The 19,524-nt window shown below is 52.5% G+C and carries 16 protein-coding genes and 1 pseudogene; 7 read left to right on the top strand and 10 right to left on the bottom strand.

Annotated features, from left to right (window positions below; all coding sequences use genetic code 11):
- Nucleotides 1-161: 161 nt before the first annotated feature.
- Genes allD through allE form a run of 3 tightly spaced genes read left to right on the top strand, consistent with a single transcriptional unit; the run spans nt 162 to nt 3,277 of the window.
- Entirely contained in the window at nt 162-1,211 is a 1,050-nt protein-coding gene (allD, locus tag J1785_RS14440) for an ureidoglycolate dehydrogenase (RefSeq protein ID WP_217219638.1), read from the top strand.
- A 25-nt stretch (nt 1,212-1,236) separates the two neighbouring features.
- Entirely contained in the window at nt 1,237-2,463 is a 1,227-nt protein-coding gene (gene allC, locus J1785_RS14435; protein ID WP_217219636.1) for an allantoate deiminase, read from the top strand.
- 22 nt (nt 2,464-2,485) lie between these two features.
- On the top strand, nt 2,486-3,277 hold the full coding sequence (gene allE, locus J1785_RS14430) for a (S)-ureidoglycine aminohydrolase (protein WP_217219635.1): 792 nt from the start codon (nt 2,486-2,488) through the stop codon (nt 3,275-3,277).
- 51 nt (nt 3,278-3,328) lie between these two features.
- On the opposite strand, the gene J1785_RS14425 is transcribed toward allE, so the two are convergent.
- The 9 genes from J1785_RS14425 to allA form a co-directional block, all read right to left on the bottom strand.
- On the bottom strand, nt 3,329-4,474 hold the full coding sequence (locus J1785_RS14425) for a glycerate kinase (RefSeq protein ID WP_217219634.1): 1,146 nt from the start codon (nt 4,472-4,474) through the stop codon (nt 3,329-3,331).
- Between the two features lie 24 nt (nt 4,475-4,498).
- The gene (locus tag J1785_RS14420; RefSeq protein WP_217219633.1) at nt 4,499-5,785 is read right to left on the bottom strand and encodes a uracil/xanthine transporter; all 1,287 of its coding nucleotides are present in this window, start codon (nt 5,783-5,785) and stop codon (nt 4,499-4,501) included.
- Nucleotides 5,786-5,847: 62 nt separating this feature from the next.
- Nucleotides 5,848-7,209: an allantoinase AllB gene (gene allB, locus J1785_RS14415; RefSeq protein ID WP_217219632.1), complete on the bottom strand. Its 1,362-nt coding sequence runs from the start codon at nt 7,207-7,209 to the stop codon at nt 5,848-5,850.
- A gap of 82 nt (nt 7,210-7,291) precedes the next feature.
- Nucleotides 7,292-8,746, bottom strand: a complete 1,455-nt coding sequence (locus J1785_RS14410; RefSeq protein ID WP_217219631.1) for an allantoin transporter — start codon at nt 8,744-8,746, stop codon at nt 7,292-7,294.
- Nucleotides 8,747-8,821: 75 nt separating this feature from the next.
- Nucleotides 8,822-9,700 (bottom strand): 2-hydroxy-3-oxopropionate reductase, encoded by an 879-nt coding sequence (gene glxR, locus J1785_RS14405; RefSeq protein WP_217219630.1) that lies wholly within the window; start codon nt 9,698-9,700, stop codon nt 8,822-8,824.
- Between the two features lie 91 nt (nt 9,701-9,791).
- Nucleotides 9,792-10,568 carry a hydroxypyruvate isomerase gene (gene hyi, locus J1785_RS14400; RefSeq protein ID WP_217219628.1) on the bottom strand — a complete coding sequence of 259 codons (777 nt, stop codon included), beginning with the start codon at nt 10,566-10,568 and terminating at the stop codon, nt 9,792-9,794.
- A gap of 14 nt (nt 10,569-10,582) precedes the next feature.
- Nucleotides 10,583-12,364, bottom strand: coding sequence for a glyoxylate carboligase (gcl, locus tag J1785_RS14395; protein ID WP_217219627.1), 1,782 nt, complete (start codon nt 12,362-12,364; stop codon nt 10,583-10,585).
- 114 nt (nt 12,365-12,478) lie between these two features.
- Nucleotides 12,479-13,288, bottom strand: coding sequence for an HTH-type transcriptional repressor AllR (gene allR / locus J1785_RS14390; RefSeq protein ID WP_217219625.1), 810 nt, complete (start codon nt 13,286-13,288; stop codon nt 12,479-12,481).
- An 87-nt stretch (nt 13,289-13,375) separates the two neighbouring features.
- A complete protein-coding gene (allA, locus tag J1785_RS14385; RefSeq protein ID WP_217219622.1) occupies nt 13,376-13,882 on the bottom strand; it encodes an ureidoglycolate lyase in 507 nt (168 codons plus the stop codon).
- A 215-nt stretch (nt 13,883-14,097) separates the two neighbouring features.
- Here allA and allS point away from each other — a divergent pair, with 215 nt between their 5' ends.
- Together allS and J1785_RS14375 are read left to right on the top strand one after the other, a co-directional pair.
- On the top strand, nt 14,098-15,012 hold the full coding sequence (gene allS, locus J1785_RS14380) for an HTH-type transcriptional activator AllS (protein WP_217219620.1): 915 nt from the start codon (nt 14,098-14,100) through the stop codon (nt 15,010-15,012).
- A gap of 127 nt (nt 15,013-15,139) precedes the next feature.
- On the top strand, nt 15,140-16,009 hold the full coding sequence (locus J1785_RS14375) for a phosphoribulokinase (protein WP_129953771.1): 870 nt from the start codon (nt 15,140-15,142) through the stop codon (nt 16,007-16,009).
- Between the two features lie 3 nt (nt 16,010-16,012).
- Here J1785_RS14375 and J1785_RS14370 read toward each other — a convergent pair whose 3' ends face one another.
- The gene (locus J1785_RS14370) at nt 16,013-16,420 is read right to left on the bottom strand and encodes an OsmC family protein (RefSeq protein ID WP_013573635.1); all 408 of its coding nucleotides are present in this window, start codon (nt 16,418-16,420) and stop codon (nt 16,013-16,015) included.
- Between the two features lie 362 nt (nt 16,421-16,782).
- Here J1785_RS14370 and crp point away from each other — a divergent pair, with 362 nt between their 5' ends.
- Entirely contained in the window at nt 16,783-17,415 is a 633-nt protein-coding gene (gene crp, locus J1785_RS14365; protein ID WP_013573634.1) for a cAMP-activated global transcriptional regulator CRP, read from the top strand.
- A gap of 61 nt (nt 17,416-17,476) precedes the next feature.
- Nucleotides 17,477-19,447 (top strand): annotated as a pseudogene (locus J1785_RS14360) (YccS/YhfK family putative transporter); the annotation flags it as partial.
- Nucleotides 19,448-19,524: the final 77 nt, after the last annotated feature.

The following is a 19,524-nucleotide window of genomic DNA, read 5'->3' as shown; positions in this document are numbered from 1 at the left end:
CAATGAAAGGTGATTAAATAAAAAATTAATAAGGACTAATGGGGATTGCCAAATTGATTTTCTCAATCCTGAATGAGTTATTCAGATCACATTACCACGCGAAATATCCCGTATTTTCTTTGTTATTCAACGCCTCATTCGCTGCAAATAAGGAACGCCAGATGAAGGTCAGTCGCGAAGAATTACACCAGCTAATTGCCCGAAAACTCACCGCCGCCGGTCTGATGCCAGAACACGCTGCTGTGGTGGCCGACGTACTCTCATATGCCGATGCCCGGGGCATTCATTCTCACGGCGCGGTTCGGGTTGAATATTACGCCGAGCGTATCGCCAAAGGCGGTACCAATACTTCCCCGGCGTTGCAGTGGGAAGAAACCGGACCATGCAGCGGCATTCTGCATGCCGACAATGGCTCCGGCCATGTCGCCGCCAATCTGGCGATGGAACACGCCATCGACATGGCAAAAACCAAGGGCGTCGCCGTAGTGGGCGTTCGCCAGATGGGGCATTGCGGAGCGCTGTCTTATTTCGTTCATCGTGCCGCCAAAGCCGGCCTGATGGCGATTTCTGTTTGTCAGTCTGATCCGATGGTGGTGCCATTTGGCTCCGCCGACATCTATTACGGCACCAATCCGATTGCCTTTGCCGCACCGGGGGAAGGGGAACAGATTATTACGTTTGACATGGCAACTACCGTACAAGCGTGGGGAAAAATCCTCGATGCCCGCGCGCGCAATGAAAAAATTCCTGACACCTGGGCGGTGGATGCCGCAGGTAATCCGACTATCGACCCTTATGCTGTTGAGGCCCTTTTGCCTATGTCCGGCCCGAAAGGCTACGGCCTGATGATGATGGTCGATGTGCTGTCCGGTATTTTGCTGGGCCTGCCCTTTGGCCGTTCCGTCAGTTCGATGTATGAAGATCTGACTGCTGGCCGTGACCTCGGTCAGTTACATATTGTGATTAATCCGGGATTCTTTACCTCTACTCAGGCGTTTCGTAAAAATATTAGCCAGATGCTGACGGAGTTAACGGCACTTCGTCCGGCGCCGGGTTTTGAGAAAGTACTTTATCCAGGCCAAAACCTGGATATGTATGAACAACAGACGAAGGCGAATGGCATTGAACTGGTCGAGGATATTTATCGCTATTTAATTTCCAATGAACTTTATACCCACACTTACGAAACGCAATCTCCTTTCGCTCATTAATTAATTATTTAAAGGTGAATATGCTATGTCGCCCTTTTATCAGCAAGTAGAAAGTCAGCTCGACTGGTTATCCATATTTGGCGCAGATCCGGCAGGCGGTATTTCCCGCCTGCTTTATTCCCCCGAATGGCTGGAAACGCAAAACCAGTTAAAACAGCGGATGACGCAGAATGGGTTTGCTACCCGTTTCGATGCCGTCGGCAATTTATTTGGCCGCATCGAAGGCAGTGATTTGAAAGACGAGGTGATCCTCTCCGGCTCGCATATAGATACGGTCGTCAACGGCGGCCATCTCGACGGGCAGTTCGGTGTGCTCGCAGCCTTTATCGCCATCCACCATCTGAAAGAAAACTTTGGCACACCGCGCCGCACGCTGGAAGTCGTGTCGCTGGCCGAAGAAGAAGGCAGCCGTTTTCCCTATGTTTTCTGGGGCAGCAAAAACATTGTCGGTCAGGCCGATCCTGCCGACGTAAGCGGCATTACTGATGCACAGGGCGTGAGATTTACCGAGGCGATGCAGCAATGCGGTTTCACGCTGTCGGGGTCTCCATTGCCCGCCCGGCACGATATCAGAGCTTTTGTCGAACTGCATATCGAACAGGGCAGCGTGCTGGAACGCAACCAGCAGCAACTTGGCGTGGTGAACGCGATTGTCGGCCAGCGCCGTTATACCGTAACCCTGACCGGCACCGCCAATCACGCCGGTACTACGCCGATGAGTTACCGCAAAGATACCCTGCAGGCGTTCAGCCAGATTTGCGTGGCTGCCACCGAAAGCGCCGAAGCGCACGGCGATCCGCTGGTAGTGACATTCGGCAAGGTGGTGCCGGTGCCTGGCACGGTCAATGTCGTGCCCGGGAAAACCGTGTTCAGCATCGATTGTCGTCATACCGATCAACAGGCGCTGCTGGCCTTCACCACCGAACTGGAAGCCACCATGCGGCGGATTTGTCTGGCGCGCAGCATCGGTATCGACATTGATTTATGGATGGATGAAGCGCCGGTGCCGATGGACAAACACCTGGTGGCACAACTCGACGCACTGTGCCGTGAGCACAAAAGCCGCTACCGAGTGATGCACAGCGGCGCCGGACATGACGCGCAGATTTTTGCCGCCTGCGTGCCCACCTGCCTGCTTTTTGTGCCCAGTATTGCGGGCATCAGCCATAACCCGGCGGAAAACACCGCCATTGCCGATCTAGCCGCTGGCGTCGAAGTGCTGGCGAAAATGCTGCATCAACTGGCTTATTAATCAATCTTAAAGGGAGTTTATAATGGGTTATATCAATCATAAGACTGGCTATATCAACGAATTATTGTCTAACCGTTCCATTATCAAACGCGGAAACTATGCGCTGATTGAACCCGACGGCTTGGTCAAAAACACCCTGCCGGGTTTTGAGCGCTGCGAAATCACGATTCTGTCGACACCGAAACTGGGCGCGACCTTTGTGGATTATCTGGTCAACATGCTGGAAGGAGGAAAGAATCCGGAGGGCTTCGGTGGCGATGCCCATATCGAAACTTTCGCCTACGTGATTGACGGCAACGTTACCATCAACGCCGAAGGGAAGAATTATCCTCTGGAAAGTGGCGGCTACCTTTACTGCCCGCCGGGCGTGAGCATGGCGCTGAAGAATACCAATGGCAGCCAGAACAGCCGGTTATTCCTGTATAAAAAACGCTATACGCCTGTCAGTGGTTTCCAGCCGCATATGGTGAGCAACAACGTACGTCAGTTGGAAAAAATCCACTATGAAGGTATGTCGGATGTGATTGTGCAGGATCTTCTGCCTGCCAGCTTGGGATTCGATATGAATATTCACATTCTGACGTTTGCACCGGGTGCCTGCCACGGTTACGTGGAAACGCATGTACAGGAACACGGTGCGCTGATCCTCAGCGGCGAAGGCATGTATAACCTGGATAATAACTGGATCCCGGTGAAGAAGGATGACTACCTCTTTATGGGCGCCTACTGCCCGCAGGCTTGTTACGCAGTGGGGCGCGATGAGCCGTTGAGCTATATCTATTCGAAAGACTGTAACCGCGACGTCGAACTTTAACGTTCCGCCAGTGGAATAAGTAAACCGCCAGCGATGGCGGTTTTTGTGTTTTCAGCAAGAAGCGTTCATTCCCAGCCAGTAAAGCCGGGCAAGATTTTGTGCGGCGTAACGCAAGTTTACCTCACCCTGTTTAAGTACCGTTTCCAAGGGGGCAAGGCGCGGAAGGATACTGAAAACGGCATCCAGCCCGTGCTGATGAACCTCTTCAACGCCTTCACCCAATATTCCGGCCAGCCCAATCACCGGCACGTTATAGCGCTGTGCCAGCCGTGCCACACCGACTGGTGCTTTACCGTTGATAGTTTGCTTATCGAGCCGGCCTTCGCCAGTGATCACCAGACTGGCCCCCTGCATGGCTTGCTCCAGCCCGATGGCGTCAATGATAATGTCGATACCGGAACGCATTTTGCCCCTCAGGAACAGTTGCGCCGCCACTCCCATTCCACCCGCTGCGCCACCGCCTGGCCACTCAAGCACATTAACCCCGAGATCCCAGGAGATTATCTCCGCCAGATGTGCCAGCGCCGCATCCAGTTGTTGAACATCTTCCGCAGATGCCCCTTTTTGCGGCCCGAATACTGCCGCAGCGCCGAGCGGACCGGTCAGGAGATTGTCCACATCGCAGGCCACTTCTATCCGGCATTGTGCTAAACGGGGATCCAGCTGGCTCAGGTCGATAGCCGCCAGTTGTGCCAGCGCCGCCCCGCCCCATGATAAATCAATACCCTGCGCATCGGTAAAACGGCCACCAAGCGCCTGGATCATGCCTATGCCGCCATCCACCGTCGCGCTGCCACCAATGCCCAGAATGATATGACGAATATCGCTGTCCAGCGCATGGCGGATTAACTCGCCGGTGCCAAAACTGGTGGCCGTGAGCGGGTCACGCTGCCCGGCGGAAACCAGCATCAGACCACTGGCGGCTGCCATTTCAATCACTGCACAGTCGCCTTTGCCGTTCACGCCGTAAAAGCCACTCATGCGATTTCCCTGCGGAGCAGTCACTTCAACATCAATACGATGCCCGCCTGTCGCGGCAATCAGCGCATCCACCGTACCTTCGCCGCCATCGGCGACCGGCAGACGGACAGCCTCGAGATCCGGAAACACGACGCGAAAGCCTTCTTCGATCGCCATTGCCGCACATTCCGCACTTAAACTTTCCTTGAATGAATCCGGCGCAATAATAATTTTCATCTTCAATCCTTCGGTAATGGGGACTCAGGGAACCCGGTCCCAGGGCAGTAAATTTTCCAGCACAATCGTCAGCATCACGCCGGTCAGCAAACCGTTACTCAGCAGCGGACGCAGCCACAGCGGCACCTGTTGCAAATATCCCGCGGGTAGTCCCATCAGGAAAATCCCGGTAAACAGCGGGATCGCGATGCGGTAAATAGTGCGGCTGCCGAGGGTGATATGCGGCAGAAATGACAGTGATGAATTGAGCAAGGGCAGATAGGACACCAGCAAAACGGCGCTGCTGATGCTTAACGGAATACGGGCAAAAAACGTCGTCAGCGGCGTAAACAGCCCGATGGCGACCACCGCCAGCGCCCCGAGCATAAACGGCGCTTTGCGGCTGTCATTGGTTTGCGTCAGCAGGCCAACTGATGAAACAAACGGCGAAAAAGGCACAATGCCCAGTAGAGCGGATCCCAACGTAAACAGACCGGAAACCACAAAACTGCGTCGATACTGCGGTTTCTGAAGCGGATAAAAAATCTCCGTGCCGCGCAGCGCGCCAAAGGTGTTTGAAATATTGAGCAGGCCGGTGAGCGCGGCCGTCAGGATGATGCCGCCGCGCAACGCATGCGGCGTCCCCAGCGGGAACCACTGCCAGTTTGTTAAGGTGCTTACGTTTATGTCATGCGGGAAAATCACAGAATACACTGCCCAGCCGAACAGCGTACCGGCCAGCAAACCGTATTTATTCCACGGTGACGGTAGCCAGACCACTATCCCGACCACCAGCGCCGCCACGGCGAGCGCCAGCAGAAACACGGGGAAATCAATGTTCACCGACCCCTGCGGTACGCCAAAGGGCAAGCCCAGCATACCCTTGATAAACAGCGAGAGAAGCTGCGCGCAGAGCAAAAACATAAATACCATCATCACCGCCGGACGAAATAATGCCGCGATACGATGGCCCAGACCGCTCACGCCAATCACTACGGTGATCACACCGGAAAGTGCAATGCCCACCACCAGACTGCCACCGATTACCTGAAGCGGCGTACCCTGCGCGGCTTCCGCCAGCGTCACGGTAAGGATCACGCCCCACCATAATCCGGTTGGCCCTTCCATAATCGCACGCTGATGGCCGAATGCCGCCTGTGCCACACACGCCAGTCCGGTGGCGATAAATGAATATTGCATCAGACACAGCGTGGTCGAATCAGACAGCTGAAAAGCAGACTGCAACGTTGGTGGGATAACCACCGTGTTGCAAAAAATGAAGAAGAACCACTGGATCCCCGGCAGGGCTTGTGCTTTAGAAAATAACGTCATGGCAATCTGGCTGACCTCAAAAAGGAAAAACCCGCCGTTTTCACAGCGGGCAATTGTAGAAATTATTGCTGGTGTTTCAGAATAAATTTACCCATGCACTTATCCTGGAAACCGTCCTTGATGTCGTAGATGGTTTCGCCGCGCAGAATGGTTTTCACCACCTGAGCATTGATGGTTCGTCCGACATACGGGCTGACTTTATGGCGATATTCTAGATCTGAGGCTTTCAGCACATAGCTGCTGTTCGGTTTGATAAACACAAAATCGGCGTCTTTACCAATGGAAATGCGGCCCTTGTGTTTCAGACCGAAAATATCCGCCGCATTGGCAGACATCAGTTTTGAGAACATCGGCAGTGACATACCGCGTTTCTGCACCGCTTCGTCAAACATCACATCGACGCAGTTTTGCAACCCGGCGATACCGCCCCACGCCTGCATGACGTTCCCGGCTTTCATGTCAGGCGGGCATGGGGAATGGTCGGAGACCAGACAGTCAAAATCACCTTTCAGCAGGTGTTCCCACATGCCGTCCTGATTTTTCTTGTCGCGTATAGGGGGTGAACATTTAGCCAGCGTGCCGATCTCTTCAAACTGCGCCGTATCAAGCACGAAGTAATGCGGGCAGGATTCACAGGTGACGCGCTGACCTTCATGACGCGCACGCAACACTTCTGCCAGACCTTCCGGGCTGGAGATATGACAGATATGTAAACGGCAGTCAGCGACTTTCGCCAGATACAATACGCGGCGGATCGCTTCCACTTCGGTAAACACCGGACGTGAGGCGACATAATCATGTGCGGACACATGCCCCGCGTCTTTGGCTTCGCGACCCAGTTCATCGCAGATCAGCGCATTTTCGGCGTGAACCGCCACCAGTTGGTCGCGTTTCGCCAGTATTTGCAGGCCTTTGAAATATTCCCAGTCATTCACGTCACGGAAATCATTACTGACGCTGCGGTCGCCACAGGTAGCGACGAAACATTTGTAGGCTACCACGCCTTCTTCATCCAGCTCGTGCAGACGGTCGAGATTGTAAGAGACCAGCCCGCCAAACTGCGCGGCATCAATGGTCAGCTTGCCTTCGGCCGCATCGAATTTCATGTGCAGCGATGCGCGATCCACCGTGGCCGGTAACTGGTTCAGCGGCATTTCGATCATGGTGGTGATGCCGCCTTTCGCCGCCGCACGGGTGCCAGTGGCATAACCTTCCCAGTGGCTGCGCCCCGGTTCAGAAATATGCGTATGCGCATCTACCATTCCCGGTGCGACCACCAAACCTTCGGCGCTGAGGATTTTTTCTGCGCCGGTCAGGTCATCGCCGATAGCAACAATTTTGCCATTCTTCACCGCTATATCCGTAATAACGGCTTCACTTTCCAGAACAACGGTGCCTTTTTTAATGATCAGATCATATGACATGGTTATATTTCCTTATGAAAGTACAGAGATAAGATTTTATTATTGGATTTATTTTCCGTTTATTTCACACCGGATTACCGGCTTACACATTTTGTGACTGTAGTGAAGGTTCCCTTTTCATAAACAGGGAATACAGAACAAAAGCCACAATCACGCCCACAAACCACGAGACGCGTGACAGAGGTTCCAGCACAGAGATAAATTTCCCGCCCAAGGAAAGTACAACGGCAATTAATGTCACCACGAATGCCACAGTATTAAATCCACGATCGTAATAATTATAATTCCCTGGTGCGGTATAGAGCGTATCCAGATCCAACTCACTGCGAACCACAATAAAGTAGTGCGCCATCATCACGCCAATGACAGGCCCTAACATCCCGCCGATAATATCGAGGAACAGATAAATACTTTCCTGATTTTCCATCAGTTTCCACGGGCAAATCACCACACTCATCAGGCTGGCAATCAATACCCCTTTTTTATAGGTCAGTTTCTTCGGTGCGATAGCGGCAATTTGGAAACCGGCGGGAATAATATTACCAGTGGCGTTGGTCGAAATGGTGGTCATCAGGATCACTAATACTGCAAACACCGAGGCAAACAGGCTGTCCCACTTCTGCACAATATCCAACACATTCCAGGTATCAATGCCGTAGTGAATGCTTGCCCCTGCCAGAATACAGACACTGGCGACGGCAAACAGAACATAAGCCATGATAAGCCCCAGTATTTGTCCCCACGCCTGTTGTTTAAAGCTGCTGGCATTTTGGGTGAAATCCGAAGCGCTTACCGCCGGTGCGGCCCAGACGGCAACCACCGCATTGATCACCACCAGGAAAAGGAACAGCGGATTACCAGATTGTTCTGCATTGGCGGGCACATAATTGAGAATATTATCCAATCCGGCCAGAGAAATAGCCCAGACCGCCATGCCGCCGAAAACGATATAAATACACGGATTGAGCACAGCGGTGAATTTATTCAGCACTCCGCCACCGCCAAAACCGATCATCACATTAATCGCCCAGAAAATCATAAAGGCGATCAACCCCGGCATGGAAATCCCCAGCAGATTAAAGTCTCCGCCGAGTGTTAGGAATTCCGGCCAGATTTTGCCGATCAGGATCAGGAAAGCCAGTGAGCCAGCGTAACATTGCAGGCCAAACCACATAATGGCAGCAATACAGCCTCTGAGAATGCCGGGGAATAATGCCCCGCGAATACCGTAGGAGCCACGCAGGATCATCGCAAAAGGCACGCCATATTTCGAACCTGCAGCCCCGTTGAATACCATCACCGCAGCAATAAACAGCGCGCTGATAATAATTGCCATCATTACGCTGAACGTGGATAACCCGAGAATAAGAAATCCGCCAACCGCAATATAATTTGGCACATTGTGTACCGACCCCATCCACAGAGTGAAGTAATTAAAACTTTTCCAGTTTCTCTTTTCTTTTAATTTAGGCAGGAGATCGTTGCTGTATCCTCTTTCGCGGTAACGTTCTATCTGAGTGCATTCTGATTCATTCATCCTTAATTCCTCATAATACGTTAGGGGCATACTTATGGATTAAAAAAGGCTGACATTTATGCCAGCCTTGCTTAATTAAGCGATTTTGTGATTCGACATCATTTCCAGCGACTGAATTAATGACGAGTGATCTAACTGCGAACCGCCATTTGCTGCACAGACATTAAATAACTCCTGACAAGTCGCCGTATTGGGCAGGCTGATCGACAAGGCTTTCGCACTTTGCAGCGCAAGATTGAGGTCTTTCTGGTGCAAGGCAACTTTAAAGCCCGGCGCGAAAGTGCGTTTGATCATGCGCTCTCCGTGAACTTCCAGGATGCGCGAGGAGGCAAAGCCTCCCATCAGTGCCTGACGAACACGCGCAGGATCGGCTCCGGCGCGGGAAGCAAACAGCAACGCTTCTGACACGGCTTCAATATTCAGCGCCACAATGATCTGGTTCGCCACTTTACAGGTCTGACCGTCACCACATTCCCCGACCCGCGTGATGTTTTTACCCATCAGTTCAAACAGCGGTAGAATGTCATTGAATACGGCTTCTTCGCCGCCAACCATAATGGTCAGCGTGCCCTGCTGTGCGCCGATTTCGCCACCTGAGACAGGCGCATCAAGATAGTGACCGCCCAGTTGCTGTACGCGCTGAGCAAACATCTTGGTTTCAATCGGTGATATAGAACTCATATCAACAATGGTTTTGCCTTTCAGCGACACGCTGGCGCAGCCGTTTTCACCAAACAACACCGCCGCCACGTCCGCCGTATCCGGTACCATGATGATGATGACGTCGGCGTGAACGGTGACGTCTGCAGGAGTCGCACAGGCTTTCGCACCGGCGTCTGTCAGTGAATCAGGCACGTTGCCGAGCGTGGAAAAATGCAGGCTGTGTCCGGCATCCACCAGATGTTGCGCCATCGGCGCGCCCATAATGCCTAAGCCAATAAATCCAATTTTCATGCTAATTCCCTTTCAATGTGACTGAAATTTGGCGTACAGAAATCCCTCACCACGAAGGTGAATAATGTCTGTATTTCACGTTTTATAACGATTAGCGGTAGGCGTTCAGCCAGCCTAACCCTTCTTCCGTGCGCGCCTGTGGCTTATATTCACAACCGACCCAGCCATCATATTTCGAGTTTTTAATCAGGTTGAAAATAAAGTCGTAATTAATTTCGCCGGTGCCCGGTTCACTACGGTTCGGATTATCTGCCACCTGCAAATGACCGATTTTGGCGGCATGATGAGTCATGGTATTAGCCAGTTCACCTTCCATCCGCTGCATATGGTATATATCGTACTGGATGAACAGGTTGTCGCAGCCGACCTGATCAATCAGATCCAGCGCCTGTTGCGTGCCGGTCAGATAGAATCCCGGCATATCAAAGTGATTGATGGGTTCAATCAGCAGCATCAGCCCCTCTTTCGCCAGCGCCTTTGCGGCATAGCGCAGATTTTCCACGACTAACGGTGTCACGCTTGCGGCATCCGAACCCATCGGAATTTTGCCAATCAGACAATTAATTTTGTGGTTACCGAGCGCCCTGGCGTAAGCAATGGCCTGCGTCACGCCTTCGCGAAACTCGGTTTCACGCCCGGCCAGGCAGGCAATACCGCGCTCGCCCACCGCCCAGTCACCCGCAGGCAAATTATGCAGCGTATGTTGCAGATGGTTTTCCAACAGCAATGCCTTCAGGGTGTCAGCCGGATAGTCATAAGGGAACATAAACTCCACCGCCGTAAAACCGCCATCAGCCGCCGCTTTAAAGCGCTGAAGGAAATCAACTTCCAGAAACAGCATGGATAAATTCGCAGAGAACTTGAGCATTTCAGCCTCCTGGCTTATTCATATTTCATGAAACTGACGTGCGTCGGTGCGTCATCCGCATTATCAGCAATCGGCTCAAACTCATTCACACTGTCGATTTCGCCGCCCATAGAAATATTGGTCACCCGCTCCAGCATGATTTCCACCACCACCGGCACCTGATGTTTTTTCATCAGATGTTTGGCTTCAGCAAATGCTGGCGCAATATCTTCCGGTTTGAAAACACGAATCGCTTTACACCCCAGCCCTTCCACCACTTTAACGTGATCAACCCCGTAACCTTTCACGTCTTCAGAATTGATATTTTCGAACGCCAGCTGGACGCAGTAATCCATATCAAAGGCACGCTGCGACTGACGGATCAAGCCGAGGTAGGCGTTGTTCACCAGCACGTGAATATAAGGAATCTTGAATTGCGCACCGACGGCCAGTTCTTCGATCATGAACTGGAAATCGTAATCGCCGGAAACCCCCACCACCTGACGCTCCGGCGCAGCGATGCAAACGCCGAGTGCCGCAGGAATGGTCCAACCCAGCGGCCCGGCTTGGCCACAGTTGATCCAGTGGCGTGGCTCAAACACGTGTAGCATCTGCGCCGCCGCGATCTGCGACAGTCCAATGGTAGTCACGTAATTCACATTGCGGCCAAAGGCTTTGCTCATCTCTTCATAGACGCGCTGCGGTTTAACCGGCACATCGCTGAAATGCGTTTTGCGCAGCATCGTGCGTTTACGTTCTTCGCACTCCTTGACCCAGTTTTCACGACACGGCAGTGTGCCCGCTTTTTTCTGTTCTTCTGCCACTTCAATCAGCAGTTTCAGGGCTTCTCCGGCATCGGACACAATGCCTAAATCCGGGCAAAGCACGCGTCCTATTTGCGTGGGTTCGATATCGACATGGATGATTTTTCGGCCAGCGGTGTATTTCTCGACCGAGCCGGTATGGCGATTGGCAAAACGATTACCGATACCCAACACCAGATCCGAGGCCAGCAGTGAGGCGTTACCGTAGCGGTGCGCGGTCTGCAATCCAACCATGCCGGCCATCAGACGATGATCGTCCGGGATCACGCCCCAGCCCATCAGGGTGGGGATCACCGGCACTTGCGTCAGTTCAGCAAAACGCTGCAACAACGCTGCAGCATCCGCGTTGATCACGCCCCCCCCGGCCACAATCAGCGGGCGTTTGCTGGTGTTAAGCATTTCCATTGCTTTAACAGCCTGAGCCACAGTTGCGGCTGGCTTGTAAGCAGGCAGCGATTGATAAGTTTCAGGATCGAATTCAATTTCAGCGGTCTGCACGTCATACGGCAAATCGACCAGCACCGGGCCTGGACGCCCGGAGCGCATCAGGTGGAAAGCCTGTTGCAGAACGCGTGGCACCAGCGCAGGCTCCAGCACAGTCACGGCCATTTTGCTCACCGGCCCGGCAATCGCCTGAATATCCACCGCCTGAAAGTCTTCTTTATGAAGACGGGCGCGGGGTGCCTGACCGGTAATGCACAGGATGGGAATGGAATCCGCGGACGCAGAATACAGGGCGGTGATCATGTCAGTGCCCGCCGGGCCAGATGTCCCCAGACAAACGCCGATATTACCGGCTTTCGCTCGGGTGTAGCCCTCTGCCATATGCGAAGCGCCTTCCACATGACGCGCTAACACATGGCGGATTTTTCCATGTAGCCGCATGGCGTTATAAAATGGGTTAATGGCCGCGCCGGGTACGCCAAACGCGGTGGTAATCCCTTCTTTTTCCAACACATACATTGCTGCCTGTGCAGCTGTCATACGAGCCATAGTCAATCCTCAGGTAATTCCGCTTTACGCACAAATAACGGAAAAAGTTTCCAAGTTTAATTTCATTGAAAAAAATCCCGCTCATGCCAGAGCGGGGATCGCAGGAAGAGCCGGTTAGTGGCGCTGGCCGAGAGCCAGACTGATGTCACGCGCGGTATCCCGCACCAGTTCTCCTAAATCGGTAAAACGCTCCGTCGTTAAGCGGGAGCTGGGGCCGGAGATCGAAATCGCCGCCACTACATTGTTATTGCTGTCAAAAATTGCCGAGGCCAGACAGTTCAGCCCGGTCACATGCTCCTCGCTGTCCTGCGCGAAACCTTGCCGACGCGCCTGTTGCAGATCCTTTTGCAACGCATTCAGATTATTTAATGTGTGCGTCGTAAAGTTCTTCAACCCTGCCTGCATCAGCAGGCTCATCAGCGCGTCGTCGTCCAGTGAATACAGCAACGCTTTCCCCGCGCCGGACGCATGCAAGGGTAAGCGACTGCCGAGCGGCGCGCACATCCGCACCATCGACTGACATTCCCGCTGGCCAATCAGTACCGCTTCGAAACCGTTACGGATCGCCAGATTGGCCGTTTCGCCCGACAATAGCATCAGACGCTGCATATAAGGCGCAGCCACTGACAACACGTCACGGTTGTGGATATAAGAAGACCCGACCGTAAACGCCTGCAAGCCGATGTGCCACCAGCTCAGTTGCACGTCCTGATAAACAAAATCGGCCTCTTCCAACACTTTCAGTAGTCGAAAAGTGGTGGAAAGGGGCAGCGACAAATTCTCTGCAATGTTGCTGACAGAAGAACTGCCGCCGGACTGCGCCAGATAATTCAACACCGCAATGCCGCGTTCTAAGGCCTGTGCGCCTTTTTGCGAACCAGAACCAGGCTGGCTAGGACGCCCCCGTTTTTTTACTTCGGCCATCTCACATTTCTCCAGCATCAGGCGGAGATCCGCCCGCGTTTCGCTTGTTTTCAGATGCTTGTATCTTATGCAAGATGCTTTATAGCGTCACGACTTTAATCCCGCCGCAACCGGCAGAATGAGATGATATTCATGGGCTAATTTACTGATATCGCAATTATCCGCACCGCCACGATCGACGGTAAGAAAATTTGTCACCGTCTCAAACGCAAACAGCGGATGGTGCCAGACATTGCGGTGATAATTGACACCTTGCAGGCCATTAGTGATAAACGCCTTCAGCGTGGACATATCCGGTTTATCACCGCCGCTGGCGACAATCACAATAAAGCGCTCGCCCTGCATCGGCACAAATGCCTGCGAACCGAGCGGGTGCTTTTCCAGTTGCGTCACCACAATGGGCAACATCGCAGGCTGGGCGCGATTGATGCTCAGCAGCATGCGTTCCTGCTCGAGAATTTCTACCTTTGTGAGATCGTGATACCGCTCAACCTTGCCGTCATTGATATGAAAAAAATCGCGACCCGTTGTTTCAATCACATCGCCGTAAGCCGCAAAGGCAGCCTGGGTCAGCGGGTAAACCGGAAGTTCCATGGCATTCATCCCTGCATTTGAAATAAAACCCGGTGTGATAAGTCCGCCACATTGGCTGATTTACCTTCAATGCGATTACTGTAGAAACTTTTTCCAACTTGCTCAATCAAAAAATGGAAAAATATTCCATAAAATTGACAAAGCCCACAATTCTCATGAGGCTTAATATATAAAATCTTTTTTATTCAGTTGATTAACCTTAAAGCGGGTAAAGCATGCTCGATGAAGAGTCGATTAAAACGTTTATGCACGTCGCTCAGACAGGCAGTTTTTCCCGGGCGGCAGAACTGCTGCATAAAACCCCGGCGACCATAAGTTACCGGATAAAAATGCTGGAGGACCACGCAGGAACATTACTGCTCAACCGCACAACACGCACAGTGTCGCTGACGCCGGCCGGACAGCATCTGCTGGAAAGATGCCGCCAGTGGCTGAGCTGGCTGGAAGGCGTCCCGGCAGAATTGCAGCAGATTAACGACGGCATTGAGCGCCAGTTAAATGTGGTGGTCAACAACCTGATGTACCAGCCGGAAACCCTAGCAGCTTTACTGAGCTGGCTGACCCGGCGCTACCCGTTTACCCAATTTACCTTCACGCGGAAGATTTATATGGGGGTCTGGGATACGTTGCTGTACGAAGATTTTCAGCTGGCGATTGGTGTGACCGGTACAGAATCCCTTTCTAATGCGGTGAATTTGCTGCCGCTGGGTCAAGTGAACTGGGTTTTTGTTCATGCGCCCTTTCATCCGTTGCAGCACGTAACAGGTGTACTGGAAGAAGCAATTTTGCGTCAGTACATTGCGATCAACCTGGAAGATACCTCACGCCACCTGAACAAGAGAGTGGCATGGTTGCTGACCGGGCAACGGCAGATTATCGTGGCAGATGTGGCAACAAAACTGGCCTGCCACCTGAAGGGAATGGGTATCGGTTTTCTGCCGCGCCCGCTGTGCCAGCCGTATCTCGACAACGGAGAACTTATCGCCCGGCAAATTCGCTATCCGCGCGCCCCTTCCCCGCTCAGTCTGGCGTGGAAAAAGAAGTACACAGGCAAGGCGCTGCATGACATTGTTTCTCTGTTCCACCAGCGTGACCCGCTGATCCAACCTCTGCTGGCGGATGTAGAATAATTGTGTGGCCCTCTTTGGCTTTGCGAATAATTATGGTAACAATGGGATTAAATATGCGCTTTGTTTCCGCCCGCCCTGAATGACCCCAGGAGCAATATGGCGTGACGTTTATGGAGTAAGCCCGACTATGTCAGCCAAACATCCTGTTATTGCCGTTACCGGTTCGAGCGGTGCAGGCACCACGACCACCAGCGTGGCGTTTCGTAAAATATTTCAACAGCTTGGCTTACGTGCTGCGGAGCTGGAAGGCGACAGTTTTCACCATTTCACCCGTCCTGAAATGGATGCCGCGATCCGTAAGGCACGCGATCTCGGGCGCCACATCAGTTATTTCGGGCCGGAAGCCAATGACTTTGGTTTGCTGGAAAAAAGCTTTATCGAATATGGCAAAACCGGCACCGGCCGTTCACGTAAGTATTTGCATACTTATGACGAAGCGGTTCCCTATAATCAGGTGCCGGGCACGTTTACGCCATGGCAGGCGTTGCCGGAACCAACGGATATCTTATTCTATGAAGGCCTGCACGGCGGTGTAGTGACAGACAAAATTGATGTCGCCGCCCAGGTCGATTTGCTGGTCGGCGTTGTGCCTATCGTTAACCTGGAGTGGATCCAGAAACTGGTGCGCGATACCGGGGAGCGTGGCCATTCACGTGAAGCAGTGATGGATTCCGTCGTGCGTTCGATGGATGATTATATCAGCTACATTACGCCGCAGTTTTCCCGCACCCACATCAACTTCCAGCGTGTGCCGACTATCGACACCTCAAACCCGTTCGCAGCAAAAGCCATTCCGTCACTGGATGAAAGCTTTGTGGTGATCCATTTCCAGGGACTGGACGACATCGATTTCCCCTATCTGCTGGCAATGTTGCAGGGGTCATTTATCTCGCACATCAAAACGCTGGTGGTACCAGGTGGGAAAATGGGGCTGGCGATGGAGCTGATCATGGCGCCACTGGTGCAGCGCCTGATGGAAGGTAAGAAAATCGAGTAAACTTTATTCCGCAGCAATCACTTCAAAGCTGTGGGTGATGGTGGCCGCTTTACCCAACATCAGAGACACTGAACAGTATTTTTCGGCAGACAGGCTGACCGCACGTTCAACAATCTTATCGGTCAGATCCTTACCGGTGACGATAAAATGCAGATTGATATGCGTGAACAGACGCGGCGCTTCTTCGCGGCGTTGTGAAGTCAGCTTCACTTCACAATCACGCACGTCATTACGGCCTTTCTGTAAAATAGATACCACGTCAATTGCACTGCAGCCGCCTGCGGACATCAGTAACATTTCCATCGGGCTTGGGGCTTTATCGCCCGCGTTACCATCCATTGAAATCTGATGACCCGACGCTGACTCACCTAAAAAGGTCAGCCCTTCAACCCATTTGACACGTGCGTGCATGAACTATTCTCCCGGTGAATAAACTTTTAGAAATCTGCTCTCAGAGTACCCTTTAGACCAAAATCTGGCAACGTAACCCGATCGCCATCATGCTGAAGCGAGACAACAGAAGACAGCATCTCAAACCTGTGCTACAAACAAAGCCGAAACATACTTTCCAGTAAATTGCGGTGACGGTTTTTGCGGTTTAAGAACAGAACCCACGGTGTTAACAGCAATAAACAGGCTGTTGCACTCCGACATCCGCTTGCAGCATTTCTGGGGAGTTATATGCTGAAAGGGCGCTTTGGATTTGAAGTGCCATACAGGGAACTCTGAGCCCTGTGATTTTGGGCAGCGATAACAACAGAGGATAATAGCTAATGGTTCTCGGCAAGCCACAAACAGACCCGACTCTTGAATGGTTCCTGTCTCACTGTCATATACATAAGTATCCTTCTAAAAGTACGCTGATTCACCAGGGTGAAAAAGCCGAAACGCTTTACTACATAGTGAAAGGGTCAGTTGCTGTCCTGATTAAAGATGAAGAAGGCAAGGAAATGATACTGTCCTACCTTAACCAAGGTGACTTCATCGGTGAGCTGGGACTCTTCGAAGAAGGTCAGGAACGTAGTGCCTGGGTACGTGCTAAAACTGCCTGTGAAGTGGCTGAAATTTCGTATAAAAAGTTCCGCCAGCTGATTCAGGTTAACCCGGATATTCTGATGCGTCTCTCCGCGCAGATGGCCAACCGTCTGCAAGTGACGTCAGAGAAAGTCGGCAACCTTGCCTTCCTCGACGTAACCGGTCGTATCGCTCAAACGTTGCTCAACCTGGCTAAACAGCCTGATGCAATGACCCATCCGGACGGGATGCAAATCAAGATTACCCGTCAGGAAATTGGCCAAATCGTCGGTTGTTCACGTGAAACAGTCGGACGAATCCTCAAAATGCTGGAAGATCAGAGCCTGATCTCCGCACACGGGAAAACGATTGTCGTTTACGGCACACGTTAATCCCTCGAAAATTGGCGCGGCAGAATACTGTCGCGCCTTTTTTATGGGCTAAGCTTTACCCATGACGTTATGGCGAAAACTGTTTTACCATCCTGAAGTGAATTACGCGCTGCGCCAGACGCTGGTGTTGTGCCTGCCTGTTGGCATTTGCTGGCTGTTTGGCAACTTGCAAATGGGTCTGCTGTTTTCCCTCTGCCCGGCCTGCTGTAACATCGCCGGTCTGGATACCCCGCACAAACGCTTTTTCAAACGTCTGATCGTCGGCGGTTCACTGTTTGCCGTGAGCAGCATTCTGCTGCAACTGATGCTGGAAAACTGGCACGTTCCGCTGCCGCTGATCATGCTATCGCTGGCGTTATTGCTCGGCGTTACCGGTGAAATCAGCCCGTTACATGCGCGCCTGTTACCCGGCGCGCTGGTAGCCACTATTTTCACACTGAGTATGGTCGGCGTGCGCCCGATGTGGCAGGCACCGGTGCTGTTCGCAGCAGGCACAGCCTGGTACGGGGTGTTTAACTGGGTGTGGTTTCGTATTTCGCAAGAACAGCCTATGCGCGAAACGCTCAGCCAGCTTTATCTGCAACTCGCGGATTATTTCGAGGCCAAGTACAGTCTGCTGACGCAACATACCGATCCCGAGACGGCGTTGCCGCCATTACTTACCCGTCAGCAGCAGGTTATCGATCTGATTGCCCTGCTTTATCAGCAATTACACATGCTGCCACAACACGGACATCATCATCACCATAAGCGACTGTTTCAGCTTTTTCAGGTTGCTCTCGATTTGCAGGAGCACATTACCGTCAGCCTGCATCAGCCGGAGGAAGTACAGAAACTGGTTGAGGAAAGCCATGCAGAAGCGGTAATCCGCCGCAATGCGCAGGTGATTTCCACCCGTCTTCGGGTGATTGCCGGCGATATTCTTTATCACCGTTTATCTGAGCGCTTTACCATGGCCAATGAGCTGGCTGCGCTGGAGAAAATCGCCGCGCGTAATCCGGACAATCCGGTTGGCCAGTTTTGTTATTACCATTTCAGCCGCATTGCGCGCCTGCTGCGGACCCAGCGCCCGTTATACCGGCGCGATCTGATGAGCACCCAGCCACGTCTGCCCTTCTGGACTGCGCTAAAAAGCTATCTTTCTTTCAAATCCGTGGCCCTGCGTAATGCCGCGCGTCTGGGCATTATTTTGGCGATTGGCAGCAGCCTGGGGCTGTTCTTCAATTTGCCCAAACCGTACTGGATTTTGCTGACTATCATGCTGGTCAGCCAGAACGGCTATAACGCCACGCGGGTCAGGATCCAGCACCGTGCGCTCGGTACGCTGGCCGGTTTGCTGATTGCTTCAGGATTGTTAAAACTGGCGCTACCGGAAAGCACCACGCTGCTGTGCATGCTGCTGATCACCTTGTTGTCCTATACGGTTTTACGCAAAAATTACGGGCTGGCGATGGTCGGCATGACGGTGACGGCAGTGTATACCCTGCAACTACTGGCGATGAACGGTGTGCATTTTCTGATACCACGACTGGTCGATACGCTGCTCGGCTGTGCGCTGGCCTTCGGTGGCACCCTCTGGCTATGGCCGCAATGGCAAAGCGGTTTGCTGCGCCAGAACGCGCATCAGGCGCTGGAAACGTATCAGGACGCTATCCGTCTGCTGCTTGAGGAAAACCCCGACACCGCAAAACTGGCGTATACCCGTATGCGGGTCAATCAGGCGCACAATAAGCTGTTCACTTCTTTAAACCAGGCGATGCAGGAGCCCGGCTTTAACTCGCATTATCTGGCAGACATGCGGTTATGGGTGACACACAGCCAGTTTGTGGTCGAACATATCAACGCGATGACAATCCTCGCACGCGAACATTATATGTTGCCGGAAAAACTGGCGACGGAATATTTGCAGACCTGCGAAATCGCACTGCAAAGCTGCCAGCAACGACTGCTCTATGACGGGCCGGGCAGCGAGAATAATCTGTTTAATGCGCCGGAACTTCATCCGGATATGCCGCTGACCGAAATGGAGAAACTTTCGGCTTTTCAATTGCCGTGATCGCTTAACTCACCGCGCCGAAACCGACCAAAGAGGGCTCGTCATAGCCCTCT

The sequence above is a fragment of the Rahnella perminowiae genome, assembly GCF_019049755.1.
Classification (GTDB): domain Bacteria; phylum Pseudomonadota; class Gammaproteobacteria; order Enterobacterales; family Enterobacteriaceae; genus Rahnella; species Rahnella perminowiae.
Note: the sequence above shows the minus strand (reverse complement) of the source record. Positions and strands in the feature narration are given on the sequence as shown.